Origin of the sequence: Acetobacter garciniae (assembly GCF_017377735.1) — a bacterium.
GTDB lineage: Bacteria > Pseudomonadota > Alphaproteobacteria > Acetobacterales > Acetobacteraceae > Acetobacter > Acetobacter garciniae.
In genome coordinates, this window is the sequence record NZ_JAFVMH010000008.1 from 70,914 (window position 1) to 89,158 (window position 18,245).

General features: G+C 57.8%; 22 protein-coding genes. 5 read left to right on the forward strand and 17 right to left on the reverse strand.

Annotation, left to right across the window (positions count from 1 at the left end):
- Nucleotides 1-100 precede the first annotated feature (100 nt).
- Nucleotides 101-1,027, forward strand: coding sequence for an aromatic alcohol reductase (locus J2D77_RS13925; RefSeq protein WP_141262436.1), 927 nt, complete (start codon nt 101-103; stop codon nt 1,025-1,027).
- A 75-nt stretch (nt 1,028-1,102) separates the two neighbouring features.
- Here J2D77_RS13925 and J2D77_RS13930 read toward each other — a convergent pair whose 3' ends face one another.
- Nucleotides 1,103-1,555, reverse strand: a complete 453-nt coding sequence (locus J2D77_RS13930; protein WP_082782260.1) for an Rrf2 family transcriptional regulator — start codon at nt 1,553-1,555, stop codon at nt 1,103-1,105.
- A gap of 103 nt (nt 1,556-1,658) precedes the next feature.
- Here J2D77_RS13930 and J2D77_RS13935 point away from each other — a divergent pair, with 103 nt between their 5' ends.
- On the forward strand, nt 1,659-2,141 hold the full coding sequence (locus tag J2D77_RS13935) for a DUF2938 family protein (protein WP_061470491.1): 483 nt from the start codon (nt 1,659-1,661) through the stop codon (nt 2,139-2,141).
- Nucleotides 2,142-2,160: 19 nt separating this feature from the next.
- Here the strand turns inward: J2D77_RS13935 and J2D77_RS13940 are convergent, their stop codons facing one another.
- On the reverse strand, nt 2,161-3,075 hold the full coding sequence (locus J2D77_RS13940; RefSeq protein ID WP_141262437.1) for a helix-turn-helix domain-containing protein: 915 nt from the start codon (nt 3,073-3,075) through the stop codon (nt 2,161-2,163).
- A gap of 137 nt (nt 3,076-3,212) precedes the next feature.
- Between J2D77_RS13940 and J2D77_RS13945 the strand changes: the two genes are divergently transcribed.
- Complete coding sequence (locus J2D77_RS13945) at nt 3,213-3,971, forward strand: SDR family oxidoreductase (protein ID WP_227002534.1); 759 nt, start codon at nt 3,213-3,215, stop codon at nt 3,969-3,971.
- Between the two features lie 58 nt (nt 3,972-4,029).
- On the opposite strand, the gene J2D77_RS13950 is transcribed toward J2D77_RS13945, so the two are convergent.
- Complete coding sequence (locus J2D77_RS13950; protein WP_141262438.1) at nt 4,030-4,923, reverse strand: LysR family transcriptional regulator; 894 nt, start codon at nt 4,921-4,923, stop codon at nt 4,030-4,032.
- Nucleotides 4,924-5,023: 100 nt separating this feature from the next.
- Here J2D77_RS13950 and J2D77_RS13955 point away from each other — a divergent pair, with 100 nt between their 5' ends.
- Nucleotides 5,024-5,371, forward strand: a complete 348-nt coding sequence (locus tag J2D77_RS13955; RefSeq protein ID WP_035375192.1) for a YciI family protein — start codon at nt 5,024-5,026, stop codon at nt 5,369-5,371.
- Nucleotides 5,372-5,423: 52 nt separating this feature from the next.
- Nucleotides 5,424-6,311, forward strand: a complete 888-nt coding sequence (locus J2D77_RS13960; RefSeq protein WP_061470488.1) for an MBL fold metallo-hydrolase — start codon at nt 5,424-5,426, stop codon at nt 6,309-6,311.
- Between the two features lie 89 nt (nt 6,312-6,400).
- Here the strand turns inward: J2D77_RS13960 and J2D77_RS13965 are convergent, their stop codons facing one another.
- Genes J2D77_RS13965 through J2D77_RS14030 form a run of 14 tightly spaced genes read right to left on the reverse strand, consistent with a single transcriptional unit; the run spans nt 6,401 to nt 18,243 of the window.
- Entirely contained in the window at nt 6,401-8,662 is a 2,262-nt protein-coding gene (locus tag J2D77_RS13965) for a type IV secretory system conjugative DNA transfer family protein (protein ID WP_207846923.1), read from the reverse strand.
- Between the two features lie 6 nt (nt 8,663-8,668).
- Complete coding sequence (locus tag J2D77_RS13970; RefSeq protein ID WP_207846924.1) at nt 8,669-9,079, reverse strand: hypothetical protein; 411 nt, start codon at nt 9,077-9,079, stop codon at nt 8,669-8,671.
- 57 nt (nt 9,080-9,136) lie between these two features.
- Nucleotides 9,137-9,496 (reverse strand): hypothetical protein, encoded by a 360-nt coding sequence (locus tag J2D77_RS13975; protein WP_207846925.1) that lies wholly within the window; start codon nt 9,494-9,496, stop codon nt 9,137-9,139.
- The gene (gene icmT, locus J2D77_RS13980; RefSeq protein WP_207846926.1) at nt 9,493-9,741 is read right to left on the reverse strand and encodes an IcmT/TraK family protein; all 249 of its coding nucleotides are present in this window, start codon (nt 9,739-9,741) and stop codon (nt 9,493-9,495) included. Before icmT ends, J2D77_RS13975 begins: the two co-directional genes overlap by 4 nt.
- On the reverse strand, nt 9,742-10,857 hold the full coding sequence (locus J2D77_RS13985; RefSeq protein WP_207846927.1) for an ATPase, T2SS/T4P/T4SS family: 1,116 nt from the start codon (nt 10,855-10,857) through the stop codon (nt 9,742-9,744).
- Nucleotides 10,850-11,224 carry a hypothetical protein gene (locus J2D77_RS13990; protein WP_207846928.1) on the reverse strand — a complete coding sequence of 125 codons (375 nt, stop codon included), beginning with the start codon at nt 11,222-11,224 and terminating at the stop codon, nt 10,850-10,852. Before J2D77_RS13990 ends, J2D77_RS13985 begins: the two co-directional genes overlap by 8 nt.
- Entirely contained in the window at nt 11,214-12,374 is a 1,161-nt protein-coding gene (locus J2D77_RS13995) for a secretion/conjugation apparatus DotM-related subunit (RefSeq protein WP_207846929.1), read from the reverse strand. The genes J2D77_RS13990 and J2D77_RS13995 overlap by 11 nt, the downstream gene beginning before the upstream one ends.
- A complete protein-coding gene (locus J2D77_RS14000) occupies nt 12,367-13,293 on the reverse strand; it encodes a type IV secretion system DotC family protein (RefSeq protein WP_207846930.1) in 927 nt (308 codons plus the stop codon). The genes J2D77_RS13995 and J2D77_RS14000 overlap by 8 nt, the downstream gene beginning before the upstream one ends.
- Nucleotides 13,286-13,717 (reverse strand): DotD/TraH family lipoprotein, encoded by a 432-nt coding sequence (locus tag J2D77_RS14005; protein ID WP_207846931.1) that lies wholly within the window; start codon nt 13,715-13,717, stop codon nt 13,286-13,288. The genes J2D77_RS14000 and J2D77_RS14005 overlap by 8 nt, the downstream gene beginning before the upstream one ends.
- 4 nt (nt 13,718-13,721) lie before the next feature.
- On the reverse strand, nt 13,722-14,426 hold the full coding sequence (locus J2D77_RS14010; RefSeq protein ID WP_207846932.1) for a transglycosylase SLT domain-containing protein: 705 nt from the start codon (nt 14,424-14,426) through the stop codon (nt 13,722-13,724).
- A gap of 2 nt (nt 14,427-14,428) precedes the next feature.
- Nucleotides 14,429-15,841, reverse strand: coding sequence for a shufflon system plasmid conjugative transfer pilus tip adhesin PilV (pilV, locus tag J2D77_RS14015; protein ID WP_207846933.1), 1,413 nt, complete (start codon nt 15,839-15,841; stop codon nt 14,429-14,431).
- A 33-nt stretch (nt 15,842-15,874) separates the two neighbouring features.
- Nucleotides 15,875-17,233 (reverse strand): shufflon system plasmid conjugative transfer pilus tip adhesin PilV, encoded by a 1,359-nt coding sequence (gene pilV / locus J2D77_RS14020; protein WP_207846934.1) that lies wholly within the window; start codon nt 17,231-17,233, stop codon nt 15,875-15,877.
- The gene (gene pilM, locus J2D77_RS14025) at nt 17,233-17,715 is read right to left on the reverse strand and encodes a type IV pilus biogenesis protein PilM (RefSeq protein WP_207846935.1); all 483 of its coding nucleotides are present in this window, start codon (nt 17,713-17,715) and stop codon (nt 17,233-17,235) included. Before pilM ends, pilV (J2D77_RS14020) begins: the two co-directional genes overlap by 1 nt.
- Before the next feature lie 12 nt (nt 17,716-17,727).
- Nucleotides 17,728-18,243, reverse strand: coding sequence for a hypothetical protein (locus J2D77_RS14030; protein WP_207846936.1), 516 nt, complete (start codon nt 18,241-18,243; stop codon nt 17,728-17,730).
- Nucleotides 18,244-18,245 lie beyond the last annotated feature (2 nt).

Here is an 18,245-nt window from a genome sequence, read left to right on the forward strand (position 1 = left end):
CGGCATCGAAGTCCAGATTATCGAACGGTATCACTCGTGTACCTTCTTCTCATTGCTACATCATGTCTTATTTTAACTTCATAATTATAAGGAATTCCTGATGCCAGAGATGAAGACCCCTGTCGCTGAAACCCTTGTCATCGGCGCCGGAGAGCTTGGGCTTGCTGTCATCACCGGCCTGCTTGAACAGAACGCGGAATGCACTCGGTCAATCAGCGTTCTTCTCAGACCATCAAGCGCAAGCACCAGAACGGATATTGCGCGACAATTAAAGCAAAAAGGCCTGCAGATCGTTTATGCTGATCTTTCGACGGAAACGGTAGAGGACCTCTCCGCCCTCTTCGCCAAGTTCAATACAATTATATGTTGTACCGGGTTTGTTGGTGGCCCCGGTACACAGCGTAAAATTACCAGTGCTGTCCTGAAGGCTGGGGTGGGCCGTTATGTGCCGTGGCAGTTTGGTGTCGATTACGATGTTGTTGGACGTGGTAGCGGGCAGCCAGTATTTGATGAGCAATCAGACGTAAGGGTCCTGCTGCGCGGTCAATCTGCGACCCAATGGATAATCATTTCGACAGGAATCTTCACCAGCTTTCTGTTTGAGCCAGCTTTCGGTTTGGTGGATCTTCAAGGCGCCAAGATTCGCGCACTCGGCAGTTGGGATAACCGTCTGACGGTGACCACTTCCGAAGATATAGGACGACTTACAGCGAGCATCCTCGCCCATAAACCGCCGATCCAGAACGAGGTGGTTTACGTTGCCGGGGATACATTCTCCTACGCTCAACTCGCCGAAAAGATGGAGCACTACCTTGGCCGCCCTGTCATTCGGGAACTGTGGGATATGGATAGGCTACGCGCAGAAGTCGCCGCACACCCTGATGACGGAATACGGAAATATCGTCTTGCGTTCGCACGCGATACTGGCGTGGCATGGGACAAGAAACAGACTTTCAACGCTTTACAGGGCATTGAAGTAACCGACGTCATGACCTGGCTAAAACGCCAGCAACGTCATGTAGCTTAAACCACTCACTGTTTGCGACATCTGAATTCCGGGAGACACAAGCTCTGCATCAATCCTAGCCATTCGCCCCTTGGTTTACTTGCAGAGCGTGGCCGGAGCATGCCGTTCTGCTAGCCTCTGATGGAAGTCAGCATGAAGTGCTGCAAGTGTAATCTGGCCAAAACGCGCGAGAAGTTGGGCCTTAACATCGGCCAGGACGCCACTCATGGCGTGGTTAACAGCTTCTTCGACAAGGCACTCAGTCTCCACACTCCGGTTCCCTATGGCGAATAATCTTGGGGCATCAAGAGCCTCGTAAATATCTCGCAGCGTTACCTGATCCAACTGGCATGAAAGCGTCCACCCGCCGCCATGTCCTTTTTCGGAGTGTACATATCCATGCTCACGCAGACCGCCCATAAGACGTCGCACAACCACGGGGTTGGTGTTAAGGGCGCGAGCCAGGGCTTCTGACGTCATGGGGCCACCTGCTTCTGCCATGTGCAGGAGTACGTGGAGCGCACAGGATAATCTGTTATCTTGTCTCATGTAACTTCATGTGTTGCTAGAGTGCGATTTCGTCAGTATATCATGAAACTCGAAAAGTGACATGAAAGTGTGTGCGAACACTCTTACTTCGAGGACATGCTGTATGAATTTGCTCGAAATTCTGACAGTCGGCGTCGTGGCGACTGCTGCATCCGATATCTGGCAACAGGCCCAGAAACCATTGACTGGAATTCCTGCAGCCAACTGGCCTGTCACCGGCCGCTGGGTCATAGGGTGGCGTGACGGCAGGATCTATGACCCAATGATTGGAAAAAGACCCTCCCTGAAAGGAGAGGCGCCTGTCGGCTGGGTATTTCATTACCTAATTGGTGCTGTTTATGCCGCACTGTACCTCAGTTTTGTGGCGGTCATAGCAAAGACAGTCCCCACATTGTTAAATGGTTTGCTCTTCGGACTTGTTACCCTTTTAGCGCCTTTTCTGTTTATGAAACCTGCTCTGGGCGGCGGTTTTTTCGGGCTTAGGGCTCCCAATCCTGGAAAAGGACTATTTCTCAGCATAAGCGCTCATGCTGTCTTTGGAATGGGACTGTATTTAGGTGAACTTTTTTACCAAGGTGTTTTCTGAAACCTTATTCATAGAGTGATTACAGTTTTCTATAATTACGAGGACTGACACCTGTCACTCTGCGGAAGACCTGAGCAAAGTGACTTGGACTGTCGTATCCGATCCTCAAGGCAATCTCGATAATGGAAAGATTGGTCTTACGAAGCATTTCTGATGCTTTCTGGACGCGGCGCTGCATGAACCAACCAGAGGGGGTTTGTCCCGTGGTTGTGCGGAATAAGCGACTGAAGTGAAAACGGCTCATGCCACACAAAGCAGCGAGACAATCCAAATCAAATGGTTCAGCCAGATGTGCTTCCATATGATCAAGAACTTTACGCAGTTTCCATGTGGGCAAGAGAGTGGATCGTCGCTTTATCTTAGCCTTGGTATCAGCATACTGTCTTAAAAGATGAACTGTCAGACTTTCCAGAAGGCCATTTACAAATAAGGGATTTGCAATAACGGAAGATTGCATTTCAGCTATCAGACCACTCAAAATTCCTGATATGAAAGCATCTTCCCCGCCCGAAACATCCCACATTCGAATACGGGATGAATTCAGATTTAATGACATGGCAGCTCGATCGACAAGCTCAAGTCCAAGATAGAGATGCAACACCTCAAAACAAGTGTCTTCCTTGCCCTGCCAACGCATCAGATAGGGTGTGTCCGTCTGCGTGAGGTAAAATGTTCCTGCTCTTGCCTTGCTCTGCTGCCAAGTCCCTGTCAGTTCACGCTCTTCGACATTTGCTTCTCCGCGGATAACCCAAACAAGCAGGGGTTCTGCGACGGCAGGTACAAGAATTTCGTCTTTTTGTACCGGGCGAGTGAATATCTGGACGTCAACATCCTTCCAGACATCCCCTTTACTTTGCGCGACTTTCTTCCCGGGGAGAAGTTGCTCCAGTGTCAAACTGGCAGCACGCCGAGAAGGAAGGCGGGACAAAACCATCTGCTACACTCTCTCATTTCCATGCGCGACTATCTATAGCGCAAAATCGCAATAGTTTCAGCAAGAAGCCAAGCGAGATATCTTCTGGCATAATTTACACCTCCTTCGACAATTAAGGCCGATTGAAGGCTCGTCGTGTGGAGAAGATTATGAATATTGCAGGAAGAATTGCTCTGGTGACCGGAGCATCCAGTGGCATTGGTGCGGCAACAGCGCGCAAACTTGCAGCAGAAGGAATGACAGTCGGCCTGGCGGCACGTCGTCATGATCGCCTGGAGACGCTTGTTAGTGAAATTACCAAGGCTGGCGGTCGAGCCATTCCTCTGGTGACGGACGTTACTGATCTTGTCTCGTGTCAAGAAGCGGCAAAGAGCTTGATCGCCCAATTTGGAAGGATTGATGTTCTGGTCAACAATGCAGGCCTGATGCCCCTATCCAGCGTTGACAGCCTGAAAGTGGACGAATGGCAGCAGATGGTGGACGTCAATATATCCGGTGTTCTTAATGCAACGGCAGCCGTTCTTCCGCAGATGATCGCACAGCATTCGGGCCATATTTTCAACATGTCCTCAATTGCAGGCCGGAAAGTCTTTACGGGTCTCTCCGTTTATTGCGCCACCAAGGCTGCGGTAACAGCGTTTTCAGACGGCCTCAGAATGGAGATCGGACCAAAGCATAATATCCGCGTTACCTGCATTCAGCCGGGAGCCGTAAAATCGGAGCTTTACGACCACATTACAGATGCTGATTCCCGCAAACAGATGGATGACCTTGCAGCGTCCATGACCTTTCTCGAAGGCGAGGACATAGCAGACAGTATTCTTTTTGCTCTGAAATCACCTGCACGTATGGATGTTGCAGAATTGTTTGTTCTTCCGACTGAACAGGGATGGTGAACAGAAACTGATTGCTAACCGAGCTTAGGAGACAGACATCCTACCGTCGACAAGAGGCTTAAGGCTGGAAAGCCTCTTGAAGCTCAGTCACAAAGACCCGCAGTTTGGGTGTCATAACCGGACTTGCGTTATAAAGCAGGTGCATGGGCCTGTCCGGAACTGTCCACCTCGGCATAAGCCGGACAAGCCGTTTGCTTTTAACATCTGGAAGCAGGGCCTGCTCATAACCCAGTAGAATGCCATCGCCAGCGAGTGCTGCAGAATGCAGAACACTTGAATCATTACTGATTATCCGCCCGGAGACGGTGACAGGCCGCGTAACGCTTCCTTGAGAAAAGTGCCAGGTCGTTACAGGGCCGCCGGAATTTTCATACACGAGACACTCGTGGCGCATCAGATCTTCGGGCTGCTCTGGAAAACCGTGTTTTTCCAGATAGGTTTGAGCTGCACAGATGACCCGACGATAGGCCGTCAAAGGGCGACTGACCACTGTAAGGTCCGTCTCAAGTTCACCAATTCGGATCACAGCCTCATGACCGTCCATTGTGGGGTGAATCAGTTGGTCTGTCAGTGACAAATGGACTTGAATTTCTGGATATCTTTTCTGAAAATTGTGAACAAATGGCAGCAATACTGTTCGCCCGAAAGTGACGGGTACACTGACAGATAATGTACCGCGGGGTGTGCCAAGCGTATTGGCTGCCAGACTGTCAGCTCGTTCAGCAGCCTGCAGAACAAGCCGACATTGCTCGCAATAGAGCCGTCCTGTTTCAGTCAGACTTTGCCGACGTGTCGTTCGATGCAACAGGCGAGCACCAAGGTGATGCTCCAGAGCCTCTATATGCTTGGCCACCATCTGCGGCGACAAAGTCAGATGCTGGGAGGCCGCAGCAAAAGATCCCAATTCCACAACCTTGATAAAAATCTTCATGCTGGTTAACCGGTCAAGCATTCACCATCCTCAGTTGTGACTGATGTCTTGTATCGACAATTTATCCAGCGAAAAAGAGGAATATGCTGAAGGCTTCGAGCGATTGGCAAGTCCAGTTCTGATGGAGTCTTTCGAAATGCCTGTTTATCTTGTGCGCATGGACCACCCTGACGGCGAGGGATGGGGACAGCATGTCGCAGCACACGTATTGTATCTCAGGCGCCTTATTCAGGAAGGTAGTCTGCTGGCCTCCGGTCCGTTGAAAGGCACCCCACTGCGCTCCGGCTTTCTGATTATGAAAGGTGCCAATCGGCAGGAGATTGACGCGATGATTGCCGGTGATCCCTTTGCATCAGAAGGTTTGATTTGTGATCTGCGCATTGAAGAATGGGACCCGCTATTCGGGTGCCTGTCAAACCATGCAACTGGCAAACTCCCGCAAGAATTGAAGTCTCTTTTCCCTTCATGACAACAGCGCTGTGTCTTTTGAGAAATAAAAACGAAAAGAGGGCCTTGGGATTATGAACGATCTTCAGTGGTATACTGTAGGGGATGCCCGCATACTAAAAATACAGGATCTGACGCTAGCAGCACTCACTCCAGAACTCTTGCTTCCTGACTGGGATGATGCAACGGCACTTCAGGCTTATCCTGATCTGTCTGAAACGCTGGATGCTTCAGAAACGAAAGTCCTTTTGAGCGTTCATAGCTGGCTCATCAAGGATCGCGGTCGGAACATTCTTGTGGATACGGGGGCCGGGAATAGCAAGGCTCGACCTGCTGCTCTGTTTTTCGATCACTTGCAGACCGTGTGGCTTGAAAATCTGATGCGCGCTGGCGTCCGACCAGAAGATATCGATTTTGTTCTTCTCACCCATCTGCATGTTGATCACGTGGGGTGGAACACACGCCTGCAAAATGGCATCTGGGTTCCGACCTTCCCGAATGCCCGATATGTCTTTTCTAGAGCCGAATATGATTTTTTCAGTAATCCGGCTCATGATAGCGTCCGCAATAAAACCAGTTTCATGACACGCATTGATAGCGTTGATCCGATTATCTCGGCGGATCTTGCGGATCAGATTGACGTAGACGGATCCGAAGTTCTTGAAGGAATCTCCTTTCACCCCACACCTGGGCATACGCCCCATCACGCGTCTCTCGTGCTGAAATCAGGTATGGAGCGTGCGCTCTTCACGGGTGATGTCATGCATCACCCCATTCAGGTATGTATTCCGGAGTGGAGTGCCGTTTTTGATGCAGATCCTCAGATAGCCATCATATCGCGAAAATGGGCTTTGAATTATGCTGCCGAACACACCGCAGCAGTATTCACATCGCATTTTCCGATGACATCCGCTGGAAAAGTGATGACATACGACCAGGGAAGGGGTTGGTCTTTCCTCTAGGGCTGCCATTATGTCCGCTGTTCACCTCGTTCAATTCCATTGCGGACATTCCGCTTTCCCCCCCTTAACCGCCGGTCTGCATTAAGGCCTTATGTCTCAGCATGTAACGTCTGATTTAGCATCCGTGCGATTTGGTTCCTGGCGTTTGCCTCCGGTGCTCCCATCTTCATTTCAAACGCGACCAGTGTTTCATACAGCTCGCGATTAACCCGCCGATCAACCAGAGTGGCGCGAGACTGGGTGGCCAAGGGGTGCGGTGCCGGTAGATCCCGGAAAAGGGCTTCGAAAGGCCTGAATGGCGCTTCTGGCAGAGGCAATCCAAACAGGTTCGACACGTCGTCTCGTGTGGCGGTATCGTTACTGATAATGGCGGCCAGCCGGTTATAGACTTCGCCCAGCACTCCACCGGGGTGCTGGAAATCGCTGTCTTCAACCAGGTCGGCTCCTGCTGCAAGCGCCTCTGATACACGTGAAGCGCCTGGGGCCGCTGTCGTGATGCCCGCTGGCGCTGTTGCCCGCTGATTGCGGATCCGAAGGGGCGAATAAAGGCGGTTGCGGCCATCGGGTTTGATGCCGGCATAGAACAGGCGCGTGTAGATCCGTTTTCCTCGAAATAGAACGATCGCCTGCCCCTGCCTGAGGGCCTGGATGTCGCTCCAGGATATCCGTTTCACCTCGCGGATGTCGGCACGGAGCTGATCGGAATAAGCTCCCACCAGGGGCGAATTATCATAACCAGAGAGGACACCGACCTGCATCGTCCCGCCCGTCTGCTCGACCCATTCCCGGGTAACGGTGGCGTCTTCGATATTCTCGAAAATTTTGAGCTTTGGATTGCCCAGCAGCGGTGTCGCCCAGTCTCGGCCGAGTGTTGCATAGAGGGAGCCGACCTCCTGGAACGACAGGAAGATCGACATGTTCAGTTCTCGGGCCTGGGCCATCATCACGTCGATGCCACGGGTCGCGAAATAATTGACCTCATCGTAAAGCATCAGATACGGCGTGTCGGCCGCGGAAGGCCGGTTGATGACCAGGTCCTCGTAATCACCTTCAATGGACGCCCCCAAGGCCGCTGAGAGGGCGTAACGCTGTGCCGTGATAAAGGTCTTCCCGATCGCGGCGTTCGTATCCGGGTCGTTTTCCAGCGAGGGGAGGAGAACGATCAGATTGCGACGGTTGAAGATGACGTCCTGCAGATCGACGTCGGGTATGTCGCAATTGAAGATATGGCCATACGTCGTCGTCATCATCGTGAAGGTTTTTGCAAAACCGCCGATGACGTAGGAGTGCTGTTCGCGGACCTTGTCCTGGCCTTCGGCCGTGCCTTTTGCTTCCGAGTAGCCGCCGGTTTCCTGCACGTAGAACCGTACCGGGTGGAGCAGTTCTTCCGGAAATTCCGCCGGCAGCGGGATCCGAACAGTTTTCCGGGTTTCCATGCTGTAATAGGCGAAGTGCCGGTCAGCATTGCTGTCGTCCTGTCGCCTAACAAGGTCGATCAGGGTCTGGATATCCGAGAAATTGACCCGCAGGGTGGCGGCTGTAACCGGGATGCCCATATGATCGCGCATCCACGCGAAAACATGTGACATACTGCCAATCAGCGAGTCAGCCCGGCTCCTGAAATGCGCGGAATTACCCCCTCCCTTGTCGTCGGGCAGGAACAGTGTCCTGAGCAGCTCGGCCATGCCTTCGGCGTTGACGCTGGCGAACGGGCTCCATGTATGGCTCTTCCGATCGCCATTGGCGACAAGGAAGTTGATGACCCGCATGTTCGCGGCAGCACCCCATTTGCGTTGGAGCGCCTCAAGTGAGAACGGGAGGTTGTTCGATGCCTTACCGTCGACAATCGTAAAGCCTGTTCCCTGGGCAAGCGCGCTGCACAGGAGGCTGTAGATAAACTGTGTTTTGCCTGACCCGGTGGCGCCAGGCAGGATGCCGTGCATGGTCAGGTCGTTGCCGGACACCCAGACCTGCTGTCCGGTGACTTCATCCCACCCCAGGAGCCAGTCACCTTGTGCCCGCCCGGGAATCTCCACCCCCGGGCGTTTCGGGTCTGGTACCGGATTGCCGTAATCCTTGCGTCGCGCGAACCCGGGCAGACGCAACGGCAGGTCCAGCGGACGGCTCAGGACGTAGCCGGTATAGGCCAGTGCGACAGGCACGAGGGCCGTGGTTACGGCCGGGACCGCCAGGGCAATGCCAGCCGCCGCGATCAACGGGAGTGCGGAGGCCTCTGTCCGGAGTGCTTCAATGAGGCGGGCTGACAGCGTGCGGGTGTCGCGATAGGCGATCCCGTCGCGTTGTTCGTGAAAGTCCTGCGGGCCGTCAATGCGGCGGCGGATGACAGCCATGGTCTCTTACCTCAGCCCGAAAGCCTGATTGGGGTCGATGGAGGGGGTTTTGGGAGGTGTCGGCCGGAACGGAATCCCGGCCTGTCGCTGCGGTATTGTCGTTGGCATCTGCATGGCCTGCGCGTCTGGCTCAGGTGTCAGGGCTGTGGGGCTCCCTGATGCGTGGAACAGGTGCCAGAAACCGGCGATGACCATAAATGTCGCAATGAGGGTGATCCCCAGTTTTGTGCAGGGGAGGACACGCTGGCGCCATCTGGCTTTTTCCTGAAATCGGCTCGCTCCAGTGGCATCCACATCCGTTGCAGGCGGGGGCAATGGATGCCCGCTGGAATTCGTATCGGCGCAGACGATCAGCACACGTTGACCTGCGGGATAGACGGTGACGGGCCTGTCGGTTTGGGAAAGAACAATCAGCATTGTCTCAATGTCCTTGTCTGTTTCCAGACAGTATGCGGGGAAGGTTTGTGACCGGGCTCAGGGTGCTGCGGCGTGGGCCTGCAGGGCGTCCAGGGTGACGACGCCTTCTTCGTCCGCGACTGTCCTGAGCACCTGGTCGACACACAGCACGAGGATGGCGACAGGCGCGTGATGTACGGCCCTGAGCGTATGGCCGCAGAACGCCCTGTCATCCGGATCGATAGCGAGGCCGAAGCTGACGGCTCCCGCATCGGTCCGCCATTTTTCTTCGGCAAGCCGCACCAGAACAGGCAGGAGGCAGTCAGGCGCCAGCGCCTGGCGTGGCATCATGGGTTCGGTGCCGTCTGCGCTTATCGTGTAGCCCCGGCCCGCCATGAGATCGCTCAGCGCATCGATCAGGCGCTCGATGTCGATCATGCGTAGGCCCGCTTTTTCCAGGCGGGGAGCGCTGGCCGGCGTGCGCCGATGATGAGCACGCGCAGCATGCGGCCAGCCACGGGCAGGGTCAGGCCCATCCATGCCAGGAAGCCGAAGATCAGCGTGCCGGCAACGGCGACAATCAGCGTCCATTCCCGCATATGCGCGAAAAAGACCACCATCGGCAGCAGGGCGCGACAATCGAGCACGAAGATGTAAACGGGGTCGGCCGAGTATCTCCACATCTATTCAGTATCCCTCATGGCTGCGGCGGCGATCTTCTCGGAGATGCGCCCCTCTCTGAAGACCTGCTCGATCGACTGGGCGTAGCTCTGGCCGAATTCCTCGACGTACAGCCGCGTCAGCTCGGACCATTTCCCCCGGGGTGCGCTCAGAAGGCCCTCGCGGACCTTACGTGTGACCGGCAGGAATTCACGGATCGTCGTCCGTTTGCCGTCGGTCGAGCGCAGCAGGCGCTGGTTGACGATCAGGCGAAGGCTCTCGACAAAAGCGATGCTCAGGCTGTCGCGTCGCTCGGCCGGGCAGAGGGCTTCCGCCCGCGCCATGCTTGCGGCGCAATTGGACGTATGGAGCGATGACATGGTGCGGTGGCCGGACAGCATCGCCTGGATCGCACTTTCCATCGTCTCTTCGTTTCGGCACTCGCCGACGGTGATGTCGGTCGGCTCCTGACGCATCGCGGCTTCAATGAATTTCGGGAAGCTTTTGAGCTGGCGGGGAATTTCAACCTGCTGCACCGTGGAGTGTTGCGCCTTCACGAGGTCGTAGAACAGTTCGAGCGGTGCGGAGCCCTCGATCAGGTCGCAATGGCAGTCGGGATCTTCGAGGCGGCGACGATTGATCCCACCCATGAGAGTTGTCTTGCCGCTGCCGGTCTTGCCGCAGATCCAGTAGCCGCCGTCCTCGCCTTCAAGAGCTTCGAGCAGGCGCGGCTCGACATTCTGTTCTTCCAGCGGTGTTGGGATTTCAGGAAGGGGACGCAGGACCATGCCAAAGCCCTGGCTCGCGCCGATCGTTGCGGCCACGGTGTTGTAGCGGAAGGCGTAGCGCCGCTTGCGGCGGTCTGGCCACAGGACGTAGGAGCCGTCGAGTGCGGTTGCGTCCTTGAGGAAAACGGTGGCCGTCTCGCTGCGATAGACCTTGCTGATCGCGGCCTGAACCACGGCGGGCGTCCAGCGGGACCGGGTGCCCTGGTAATTGCGGCCGTGAATGCGCACCCAGACCGGTTTGTCGGTCTGGAAATGAATGCGTGACGCGCCCATTTCCGCGAAGTGCATGAGCAGGGTATCGAGATCCGCTGTATCGCCGATTTCGAAAATGCGCTCCTGGGTTTCATTCATCGGCAGCATCCAGGTCTCCGGGCTCAGGGGCGCGGGCAGGGCCCGTGACCAGCGCTTCGATCCGGCGATGCACGGTGAACAGGTGGCGGGGGATTTCCTCGCCGGAGCGGGCTTTGCTGCCCTGGCGCAAGGTCATCGTGTACGTGCGCAGAGGCTCGATGAGGGCCGCGGGGGCGCGGGAGACGTCATATCCGAAATACGTGCCAAACCGCGCAACCTGATCCATCTGGGCGAGCGATGTCGTCATGCTGGCGTCGAGCTGGTTTTCAGGCAGCATGTAGGCTTTGAGCACCCAGCTTCGCAGAGGACCGGCGGCACTTCTTGCTGCGAGATAGAGTGTGCTGAGCTGGTGGTCGTCAGTTTTCACGGGAGGCGTCCTCGGTCAGAAAAAGTGTCGTGAGGGTTCGGGAGACCTGCGGGGCGGTCTGTGGGCTGCCTGCGATGCATTCCGCCCGCCAGTGTTCCATCGCAGCACTCGCTTCGGTACATGTCGTCGTGACGATCGCGTGGACGGGCCGTCCGGGCATGGGGTAGGCGAGGGCTGAAAGGATCAGCCAGAGATCGCGGTCGACGAGCTGCACGACCGCGAAAAGGCTGGGATTGGCGACACCTGATTTCCGTCTGGCATTCTGCAGCAGAGACATCAGGGCGGGCCGGACAAAGGCGTGGCGGCCCGCGAGCGCCAGCGCATCATCCCAGTGACCCGCGGAATAGGCGCTTTTGAGACGGCGGATATAGGCCGGGCCAAGGGTCAGCGGGTGATCAATGGCACCTTTTTTCCAGTTGCCGGCAAGGGCTTCGGAAAGCCCTTCAAGCAGCTTCAGCCCTTCGGCCTTGCGGCGTGCGCCATATTCAGCGAAGGCCATGAACAGGGCGAGTTCAACGGCGCTGAGTGAGAGTGGGTCTGTCCAGCGCGCGCCAAGCTGAGCTTCAAGTGCTGCAAAGACCTGTGCGGCGCGTTCGGTCGTCTCTCCTGTGCCCGGGGCATAGCGTGCGAGCCATTCCTCGGGCCGCAGGGCAGGGTCCATAGGACGCAGGGCCTGGCCTACGGGGGCGGGCTCGCTGAGTTTGGGATTGCCGCCGACCCAGGCTTTACCGATCGGATGGATGCGGGCGAGGTCGCGGGTCATCCCTTCAAGGCCATAGCGCTCCCGGAAAAGCGTTTTGGGCGCGCGGGCCGCGCACAGTACGATCAGGCACAGGAGGCAGATCAGGGTTGGCAGTAGGAACGCAGTGCCTGTGATCGTGCAGAGATGCCAGAGTGTCTGGGCAGAGACCTTCTGCGGCTGCGCCCGGCCGACATTGGCCAGAATCTGGTCGTAGTTGTGCGAAAACACACAGAGGATGCGCAGGGCGACAGTCTGGAGTGCGAGGACACCGATGGTGATCTGGGTATGAAATGACCTCCACAGCCCATAGGCGATCAGGGCTGTCAGGATGAGAGCCCCAAAAATCGTCAGGATCAGGTGCTGGGGGTCGATGTCGCGTCCTGTCCCGGTCGTCAGATGCTCACTCATTGCCAGTGGCTCCGAGATGCCAGTGGGCACGGTTTGCATCGAGACCGTGCTGGGCGCGGATCCTGATCTCGGTATCGTTTTCGCGCAGGACGTCGTGACCACCCTGCGTGTCGCGATGGTAGAAGACGACTTCCGGGGCTTCGACCTTCCCGGCCTTCAGCAGCACGCGGTAGCGTCCCATCCCGATCATGTCGCGTTCAAGCCGCGCAAGGTCGTCAAGAAACGTCTCGACGGCCAGCCGCTCTCCGGCCGCCCAGCCACGCGCGACACCTTCGCGCCAGATCTCGACCTCCTCACGGGTGCGGGGTCGCAAGGCGTCGGCAGGAGGTTCAGGCTGGGTGATGGTCCTGACAAGCCAGGTGCGCCACTGTGGGGGGGCCGAGACGAGTTGTGCCTGGCGGGTAATCCGCCAGACCCTGCCGGTTTCGCGCGCTGTCTGGCCATTCGGATCGAGCGCCATGGCCATCTGTCCTTCCGTCACCACGGGTGGACGCAGGAGGGTCTGGCCTCCATTGACCGGCAGGACGAGGGGGCGGAAGTTAAATTCCTGATCGAGCGTGTGCTCGTAATGGCGCAGCATGTCGTTGATGGCGAACGACTTTGCGGCGGTGCCGCCCTGAGCCCCATAAGCCCAGGCGTTCTGGCGGATGGCATCGTCGCGTCCGGCGCTTGTGTCCGGGCGCGGAGAATATCCTGGCCGGATCGCCATCAGCGCTTCGAGAGAGGCCGGGCGGTCGCTGTCCGTGACCGTGGGGGCGATGGCCGCCCCACTGATCGGGTTGTCGATGGCGCTGGCCGCGTCCGGTTCTTCTACGGGATCTGCCGGCACAGGGAGTGATACGGGAGCTGACTGGGCGTGCGCGGCCGCCACGCCGAGACAGAGAGTGGCTGTCAGCGACAATACGAATTTTCTAGCCATGCGGGGTAATCCTGATCACGTGTGCGGGAATGTCGACATCCACTTCGGCCGTGGGGTTCGAGGCGGCCGACAGTTCGTCGAGAAGTGTCGCCTCGGTGGCATTGTCCTCGCTGATGGCGATGATCGGCCCTGATGTCGTATTGGCGACATCAGCCCTGTAACCGACCTGGCGTGCGATCTCGGAGACACCCTGTTCGAGGGTGCCGCTCCAGTGCCAGCTCACCGGCCGGTTGAATTCAGCGGGAAGCACCGATCCGGGGCGGACCAGGGGGAAGCGCACCAGGCCGATGCGGTTCATGCTACCCAGAAGCGTCGCCATCTGCTGGGACAGAGGTGGTGCTTGGGGGCGGGGTGGCGCGCTGCACGCAAGCAGGGGTGCGAGCAGCATGAGCGTGGGTCGAAGGAAGGATGATAGGCTGTTCATGGCATCATGATCCGCCATCCTTTTGTGACCGCGCGAGGGCCACCAGATTGTTCCAGACCTTGAGTTGATAGGCATGGTTATGGACCGGGGTGGCGGAGTTGTAGTTGCCGACGCGTCGCCAGAATTCGGCCGGATCGTCCGGACCCTGTCCGCCAAGTTTGCCTGCGAGGATCCATGCGCCGACATGCACGTTCAGGCAGCCATCATTGATGACCTGCTCGCGGGTGATGCCCATTCGGGCGAGATCGGGGAGATTGATGGAATTGATCTGGGCCGGCCCCATGTCGTAGCTGCCATTGCTGTTGGCGTGTGTCTGACCGACCTGGCCGCCCTCAGTGGCCAGCAGGGCGAGGTAAAGCTGTTCAGGAATGTGATAGTGGCGCGCGGCCTCAATCGCACAGCTTCGCGTTTCCGAACCGATAGGCCTGGAGAGCGGGGGACGGGTGTGTGCCTGGGATGTCGCGCGGTCCGACCCGGCACCGCTCCACGCCAGAATCCACGCACCGGCCGCGATGTTCATGCAGACATCGGACGCAACGGCTGCCGCATCAAAGCCGGCTCTCTCCAGCACGGGGATCCATCCCGGATGGATGCCCATCGCTCCGATGGTATTCACGTCGTTGGCGTGAGCGCTGACCTTCTCGATTGTGGTGAGAGGAACATGGTAGAAATTTGCTGCTACGGAGGCACAGGCGGGCAGGACTGGCATGGTCAATGGGCCGTGCACGCATGGAGGTAGTAATTTATAAAATACTCGTTCAGTATGCCGTCTTTGTAGGCCGTGCCGTGCTGGGCCGCCGCATAGCCGACAAATCGATCAACGGTTCCACTGGGGCAACTTCCTGCGCCCGTAATGGGATTGGCAACCTGGACGGCGAGAGCACCGGCAGCGAGCTGGGCAGGCGTGTACCCCGCTTCGGAATACGTGCGGCCAAGTGTCGCTCCACCCAGCTCGTAAAACGTGACTTGTCCGCCGCCTGTGGCCAGTTTCCAGATACCGTCAACGCACGACAGCGGGTTTCCATCGGTGTCTCTGGCCTGGTCACCCGTGTAGGTGACCATGGCATTGTGGTTCCCGCCTGATCCGTAGATCGTCACGCCGTTGCAGGCATTCCCTGCGGTCGCCACGAAGCTCGGGCGGAACACGTTTGCTGACACCGCTTCCGACGCCCAGATATCGCCGTGATGGATCCCATTGCCGTATGAGCCGACCTGGACGTTGTAGACCCCGTTATTGTCGGTGCCGGCTGCTATCGTTCCATGGGCGATCATGTCCATCGTGGACAGGCCGCTCCAGCCGCCCGGGATCGCCTGGCCGGGCTGATATCCTCCTGTTCCGATCTGCCCGGCCGCGTAGACGGTCGAGCTGAAATTTCCCTGTGAGGCATTGACGGCCGACGCATTGACGGTTGACGCGTTGACGGTCGGGGCGTTCACGGTTGTCGCGTTGAGGGTGCCCACGGAGTTGATGTCGTTGCCTCCCACGTTGAGTGCGACATTCATGGTGTTGAGTTCTCCATGTCCTGGAACGCCGACGCGGTAGAGGAAGGAGTTGGTGTCGATGGCGGTGCTGTCCGCGCCGCCGAAGACCAGGTTGCCCACCAGGCGTCCGGCCCCGGGCGAGGGCAGGCCGGAGAGGGGGAGGGACCAGTTGGTGCCGACCGCCTCGGTCGAGGAGAGGTTGCCGAGCATTCCGTTGTAGGGGACGTACCCGCCCAGTGCGCCTGTGAGGCCTGCGATCTTGACCATGTCGGCCGGTTCGAGCTGCTGGCCGCCCTCGCCTTCGACGAGGGCCTGGATTTCACCGGAGACGGGCTGGCGGACGTAGACGTGCCACGCCTGGCCCAGCACGTTTGTCGCGCTGAAGCCCGTGGGGACGTCACCGGCTGTGGCGATGGTGGCGAAGGGCACTTCGGTTGTGGCACCGCCAACGGGGACCGAGGCTGTCAGGGACTGGAGGTTGGCGCTGACATACTTGTTGGCGCCGGTGATCATGGTCTGGAACTGGGTCGCGGCGTTGGCGTCGATGGTTTCCTGTGTGTTGTTGGCAACCAGGGCATTGTAATGCGGCATGATCGACAGTCCGGCGAACATCGCCACCAGTGCGGCAAGGATCTCACCCATCAGCAAATAGTCCTCGTCAGTATGGCGAACCGTTTAGTTTGCGGTGCAGGCGTGAAGGAAATAGCCCAGGTTGTCGTTGCCCATGGTAGCGTCGCTGCCGCTGTCATATTCGTAGGAAACAACCCGATCGACAGTGCCGGACGGGCATGATCCGCCGCCCGTGTACGGATTGGAGATGAGCACCGACGCGTCCGACGGTACGGATGTCGGGATGAGTATCTCGTAAAATGAGATATCGCCGCCGCCTGTTGAGGCTTTCCAGGTTCCGTCAACGCACGACAGCGGGTTTCCATCGGTGTCTCTGGCCTGGTCACCCGTGTAGGTGACCATGGCATTGTGGTTCCCGCCTGATCCGTAGATCGTCACGCCGTTGCAGGCATTCCCTGCGGTCGCCACGAAGCTCGGGCGGAACACGTTTGCTGACACCGCTTCCGACGCCCAGATATCGCCGTGATGGACCCCATTGCCGTATGAGCCGACCTGGACGTTGTAGACCCCGTTATTGTCGGTGCCGGCTGCTATCGTTCCATGGGCGATCATGTCCATCGTGGACAGGCCGCTCCAGCCGCCCGGGATCGCCTGGCCGGGATGATATCCTCCTGTTCCGATCTGCCCGGCCGCGTAGACGGTCGAGCTGAAATTTCCCTGTGAGGCATTGACGGCCGACGCATTGACGGTTGACGCGTTGACGGTCGGGGCGTTCACGGTTGTCGCGTTGAGGGTGCCCACGGAGTTGATGTCGTTGTCTCCCATGTTGAGTGCGACATTCATGGTGTTGAGTTCTCCATGTCCTGGAACGCCGACGCGGTAGAGGAAGGAGTTGGTGTCGATGGCGGTGCTGTCCGCGCCGCCGAAGACCAGGTTGCCCACCAGGCGTCCGGCCCCGGGCGAGGGCAGGCCGGAGAGGGGGAGGGACCAGTTGGTGCCGACCGCCTCGGTCGAGGAGAGGTTGCCGAGCATTCCGTTGTAGGGGACGTACCCGCCCAGTGCGCCTGTGAGGCCTGCGATCTTGACCATGTCGGCCGGTTCGAGCTGCTGGCCGCCCTCGCCTTCGACGAGCGCCTGGATTTCACCGGAGACGGGCTGGCGGACGTAGACGTGCCACGCCTGGCCCAGCACGTTTGTCGCGCTGAATCCTGTGGGGACGTCACCGGCTGTGGCGATGGTGGCGAAGGGCACTTCGGTTGTGGCGCCGCCAACGGGGACCGAGGCTGTCAGGGACTGGAGGTTGGCGCTGACATACTTGTTGGCGCCGGTGATCATGGTCTGGAACTGGGTCGCGGCGTTGGCGTCGATGGTTTCCTGCGTGTTATTGGCAACCAGGGCATTGTAATGCGGTATGATCGACAGTCCGGCGAACATCGCCACCAGTGCGGCAAGAATCTCACCCATCAGTAAATACTCCCCGCAAGTGTAACCAATGTTACGATATTGCCCTGATCGACGGGGACTGGCAGCGACCCCATGCTTCCCAGAAGTGGAGAGGACCAGGAGGAGCCGGCGGCTGCTCCAATGCTTAGATCTCCCTGCGCGGCCGTCACGGTTTTTGCGATCTCCGATGATGACATCGGAGACCAGGCTTCGACCGTCACCGTGCTGCCATTTCGAATGACGGTGTTGTCTGCCCCCGAAAGGCTCGTGATTTCGCCTGGGCTGAGACCGAGAAGCCCGAGCGCGACCGTGCCTGAAACTGTCGGATGGTTTTCGACATAGGTAATGAGTGAAGAGCGGTATTTCAGGAATGCGTTTGAGGTGGAGACCGCGCTATCGAGCTGGTCGATCTGGACAGTCATCATTCCATCCAGCGCGCGGAAGCTGACTTCCGAGAGGTCCATGAGCCCTATGATCGCAAAGGCGAGGATGATGAGTGCCATGATCGTCCGCCCTCAGGTCGTATAGACAAACGTGACGGTTGCGGTGCCGCCGGAATTGCCCGCGCACGCATTGGCGATGGCGGACCCGTTATCGGTGCCCGTACTGGTCACGCTGATGAATGTGCCGTTGACCTCAATCCCTCCATTTGGCGTCTGGCTCCTGGCAAATGTTGCGCAATCTTTGGCTTCCACTCCGGTCCACGCGGACTGATATCCGGTGCCGCCACTCGTCGACGTGATGGTGACGCGCGAACCACCCCATGGGCCACTGATCGTTGTTCCGTCGCCGTTGAGCATCGCTTGTGGAATGAGGCCGCCATTGATGGCCGTGGCATTGGAAATATTCGAGAAATTCCCGGACGATCCGATTTTGTAATACGGTAGGATCTTCTGCGACATCTGGCTTTCGTAGCCCGCCGCATAGCTCTCGTTGTCCATGTGATTGACTTCCCATGCACCCCACAGGATCGCGACGAGTGAGAAGAGCACCGAGCCGATAACGACAAACCGTGATGTAATCTGGTCCATAT